This is a genomic window from uncultured Vibrio sp., assembly GCF_947488985.1.
Taxonomy (GTDB): Bacteria; Pseudomonadota; Gammaproteobacteria; order Enterobacterales; family Vibrionaceae; genus Vibrio.
The window spans coordinates 1-4,440 of record NZ_CANLBV010000158.1; the positions used below are offsets into that span (position 1 = coordinate 1).

The 4,440-nt window shown below is 42.4% G+C and carries 1 protein-coding gene, 5 tRNA genes and 2 pseudogenes; 1 reads left to right on the forward strand and 7 read right to left on the reverse strand.

All coding sequences use genetic code 11. The annotated features are described in order from the left end of the window. Positions 1 to 45: 45 nt before the first annotated feature. Positions 46 to 348: pseudogene (locus Q1A70_RS19000) on the reverse strand (transposase); the annotation flags it as partial. A gap of 726 nt (positions 349 to 1,074) precedes the next feature. Between Q1A70_RS19000 and Q1A70_RS19005 the strand changes: the two are divergent. Further along, positions 1,075 to 1,470 (forward strand): DUF2391 family protein, encoded by a 396-nt coding sequence (locus Q1A70_RS19005; RefSeq protein ID WP_299695408.1) that lies wholly within the window; start codon positions 1,075 to 1,077, stop codon positions 1,468 to 1,470. Positions 1,471 to 1,920: 450 nt separating this feature from the next. On the opposite strand, the gene Q1A70_RS19010 is transcribed toward Q1A70_RS19005, so the two are convergent. The 6 genes and pseudogenes from Q1A70_RS19010 to Q1A70_RS19035 form a co-directional block, all read right to left on the reverse strand. Next, positions 1,921 to 1,996 (reverse strand) — tRNA-Asn (locus Q1A70_RS19010). Between the two features lie 29 nt (positions 1,997 to 2,025). Further along, positions 2,026 to 2,101 (reverse strand) — tRNA-Thr (locus tag Q1A70_RS19015). Between the two features lie 36 nt (positions 2,102 to 2,137). Beyond that, a tRNA-Asn gene (locus tag Q1A70_RS19020) sits at positions 2,138 to 2,213 on the reverse strand. Between the two features lie 24 nt (positions 2,214 to 2,237). Next, a tRNA-Thr gene (locus Q1A70_RS19025) sits at positions 2,238 to 2,313 on the reverse strand. A 56-nt stretch (positions 2,314 to 2,369) separates the two neighbouring features. Then, positions 2,370 to 2,445, reverse strand: a tRNA-Phe gene (locus Q1A70_RS19030). Positions 2,446 to 2,679: 234 nt separating this feature from the next. Continuing rightward, positions 2,680 to 4,306 (reverse strand): annotated as a pseudogene (locus Q1A70_RS19035) (methyl-accepting chemotaxis protein). Positions 4,307 to 4,440 lie beyond the last annotated feature (134 nt).

The following is a 4,440-nucleotide window of genomic DNA, read 5'->3' on the forward strand; positions in this document are numbered from 1 at the left end:
AGGCTGTCCATAGCGTCTTTTTTCACGAAGAAGTAACAGCCTCAATTAGATCATATTTTTACTTAGATTGGTATAATTGGTCAGTTCAGTCCCACTTCGGTAGCACATCGATATAACCTTCTCAGTCGACTCACTAAAACGATTCCAAGTTTTGCAAAGTTTACCCTTGATCTCTTCATAATCACGAAAGCAACGGTTAGCTAACTCATTGTCACGTAACCAAGCCCACACCTGTTCTACAGGGTTAAGCTCTGGTGAGTATGATGGCCATTTGATAATAATGACATTATCAAATGGGTTAGCAATATCATCGGTATACCATCCCGCGTCATCCACTATTACCACTGCATGACGGTCTTTTCTGTGACTTTAGATATCTACTCTAGATGGTTTACCATGATGTCTTTGTTAACCTAAGGGACGATCATTGCCTCACCAATCACTCTTGATGGGCACACTGAGCTAAACAAATAAGCGTATTCAAATTGCTGCTGTTTTACTACGGGAGGTATCGTTCCAAGAGTAGCCAAAGACGTGTTGTTTTGTTCTGCTGACCAATCCTAGCTTTGTCTTGAATCCAGACATCAACACTCTCTAGCCCAATATGGCCGAGGATCTTAGGGATCGTTTCGAGTTGGAATTGCTTTGGATTTGTTGTGATTGTTTAGGGGGGGGAGCGATAAGTTATCCAAGAAACCCCATATGGTCGAGGAGATAATAGATGGAGTTAGGGGGAGGACTGCTTATTAAAGTGTTTTGCGATATCGTTATGTATATCGCTTCCTCTAGCTCGAGGTCAGTACAAAAGAGCCAGCAGACGGATAGCCATCTCAAACTGTCTGCTGGCTCTTGAGCACGCTCCTGTTTGTTCTAAGTCTAGAGGTGATGCTCTGCTTGCCCGAATTCGTTTATTGCTGACTAGTTCAACCACGCTTCGCTTAATACAGCTAGTATAAAGCTACGGATTATGCATTTGTCTCGTCGCTAAGATCGACACTATCCCAATACTATAGACTGGTAGATCATGGTGATTTTGTTAAGTAGACAGAGTCAAAAAGCCCAAAAGGTCGAACTATGAAATTAAGTTTTAACTTTGAAGATGCGAGTCAAATCTTTGTTGGATCGTTTGCGTTGGCTGTACCTATTTCTTTTTCTGAAGAGGCATGGAGGTTAGGGGAAACGTTGCCTACGGCTAACTTGCTGCTGTTGTTTATGCTATCTGCCGTATTTCTTGGCTTTTATACTTATGAAAGTGTCTTTCAAAAAGACGTGATTGCGCGAGTTCCGGTGTTTATTTTCAGAATAGTGATTGCTTATGTTATGACTGCCATGGTTGTTGCGCTCGTACTGACGTGTTTGGATAAGTTACCTCTGCTGAGCGACCCTATTGTATCGATCAAGCGAGTTATTGTTATTTCAATGCCAGCGTCCATGGGAGCGATTGTCGTGGATAGTTTTGATAAAGAGTAAACCTAGTGTCATTTGAAATTAAACTGCTCACAGAGCTGTTAGAGAGCCAACCTACCTAGAGCTATTATTTGTCACGCCGACATTTTTATGAGTGATTGTGCTGTGGATAGTGGATAGTGGATAGTCGGGTCGGTATTGCTAACCGTATGCTGATTTAGTACCAATCGTAGTAAATAGTTGCTCACCCTAGCTTGTTAAAAACCTCGATAACGGCGCTAGAATTTTTGATTGTAGAATAACGACTCATCGAAAATTCTTGTTGAAAAGAGCTGCCTTGTTCTTTCGAAGGAAAGTGGCATGGAAGAGTAATATTTGAAGAATTTAGAAGCGTATTAATATCACAGACTTCTGAACGGAATGAAGCATGGCAGAAATTGTGGACGGATTGTTTGGAAAAATTAGGATCTTTAAATGCAAAAAAGCCGCATCAATGATGCGGCTTTTTTAATTTGGCTCCCCTTGCAAGACTTGAACTTGCGACATACGGATTAACAGTCCGCCGTTCTACCAACTGAACTAAAGGGGAATTGATGGTTTTATCTCTCATCAAGAGAATGGTGCCGACTACCGGAATCGAACTGGTGACCTACTGATTACAAGTCAGTTGCTCTACCTACTGAGCTAAGTCGGCATCATAAATCAAAAAGCTTATGCTTGATGATTAATTTGGCTCCCCTTGCAAGACTTGAACTTGCGACATACGGATTAACAGTCCGCCGTTCTACCAACTGAACTAAAGGGGAATTATTCTTAAAGCTTTAAAGAAATGGTGCCGACTACCGGAGTCGAACTGGTGACCTACTGATTACAAGTCAGTTGCTCTACCTACTGAGCTAAGTCGGCACATAATGTTTCTTTGTGCTTTACTGTTGTTGTCTAAGACACCAACAAATAAATTGTGGTGCCCGGAGGCGGAATCGAACCACCGACACGAGGATTTTCAATCCTCTGCTCTACCGACTGAGCTATCCGGGCGACGAGGTGTATTAAACGTGTTTTCGCGTTCTGGGTCAACCCTAAATTGCAAAAAAAGTATTGTTTGCTGATTTTCTATACTTAGTGGGGTGTTTTTGTCCATTTAGGGTGGGAAAGCTAGGTCTAGCACGCCCTAAAAGAGAATAAAAGTACGGTTAACTGTACTGAATAGACGTTGAAATAAAAAAAGCACGTATGAAAACATGCTTTTATATTTAAGATTTCCGCTAGGGTTTAGTGTTTTACTTCAAACCTATTAACCCAAGCTTCTAATTCGTTTAGAGAGAGAAGTGAGAGTTTGGGTACTGTTATGACTTTCTGTCACGACATAGCTCAACTGGTTACCACTTTCTTCGATCATGTTGATACGCTTCGATATATCATCACTTACCTGAGTTTGCTCAGCAGCAGCAGCTGCGATTTGATGACTCATTGAGGAAATAGACTCTAAGGCGTTAACTATCTGTTGTAGTGCCTCTGAGGCGTTTTGAGACTCAGTAACGGTATTCTCACTGGTTGCCGCACACACTTCCATGGTTTGAATGGCGTTGCGAGAGCCTTCTTGAAGGTTATTGATCATCAGCTGAATTTCTTTGGTGCTTGATTGTGTTCGTCCTGCGAGGTTACGGACTTCATCGGCTACGACTGCAAACCCTCGTCCTTGCTCTCCAGCCCGCGCCGCTTCAATCGCCGCGTTTAACGCAAGTAGGTTGGTTTGTTCTGCAATATCACCGATAACATCTAAAACTTTTACAATGTTGTTTACATCGTTATCTAGGTTTGCGACAGCTTCACTTGCTGTACCGAGCTGACCTGCCAGACCTTGAATGTTTCCTACGGTGTTATGAATTAAGTGCTGAGTATGCTGGCTCTGTTTATCCGCTTCATCGGTATTACGTGCCGTATCAACAGCTGAATCTGCAACGTTATTGGCTGAAGAGGCCATCTCAGTCATAGCTGTTGCTATCATTTCTGTTGATTGTCGTTGAGTCTCTGTGAGCTGAGCAATGCTGCCTGCGCGATCTTCCACATGTTGTAATTCACCTCTTAATGCCAGCATTGATGTATTGAGATGAGAGACTAACGTTGCTAACGATTGACTCATTTGTTGTACTGCGTGATAAATACTGCCATGCGGTGCTTGGGTTTCGAAATAGGTTTGAATTTGGCCTTCTGCGACTGTCCGCACAGCTTGCCTTACCTCTTTAGGCTCTCCACCAAGTAGCGTAAGCATACGTTTTATAGATAAAATTAGAGCCGACAGGATAAGCCCGGCAATAACGACACAAAGGAATAACTGCCACTGGGCGGTAGACCAAAAGCGAGCGTTAACTTCATTGAATCCGATACCTGTGCCGACAACCCAACCCCAATGTGGTGTTTTCTCTGCAATAGACAGTTTATCTTCAATCGTTCCGTCTGGAAGTTGTTGAGTCCAGGTGTATTCAACGATCTGGTCAGTACGATTACCAAGTATTCTTTGAATTAATTGACCAACACTATTTCCGTTGCCGTCTTTGAAGTCGTTAAAGCTGGTGCCATGTAGCTGTGGATCTAGAGGCGTTGCGATAAACGTCATGTTTTCATCAGCTACGTACACATATTCATTGTCTTTGTAGATGTTGTTACGCAGTAGGCGAGTAGCAAGCTGTTTGGCTTCTTGCTCTTCTAGAGTGCCATCAAGGGCCATTTTTTCGACTTCTGTGAGAATGCTGTAAGCACTTTTAAATAGCTCTGTTACACGAGCCTTATTGTCCATGTTACTTGCAACTCTTAAGGTCCATAAACCTGAGGCGGTAAGCGCTAGTAGAGCGAACAAAATGATGCCCGATAGCAAGTAAGCTTGCGTTTTTAATTTCATGTTTCCTCACACAGCGTTTTAATAATAAATATTAGGTATGGCTTACCGAATGTTAATCTAATACCAATTTGATTAAATTTCTGATCTAATAGTAACTCTGCTCGGAGGTACTATATGGACATTAATTTCCCTCA

Excerpts from the sequence above, each read along its gene's own strand:
- Q1A70_RS19005 (WP_299695408.1), top strand. The coding sequence starts at position 1,075 with ATGAAATTAAGTTTTAACTTTGAAGATGCGAGTCAAATCTTTGTTGGA.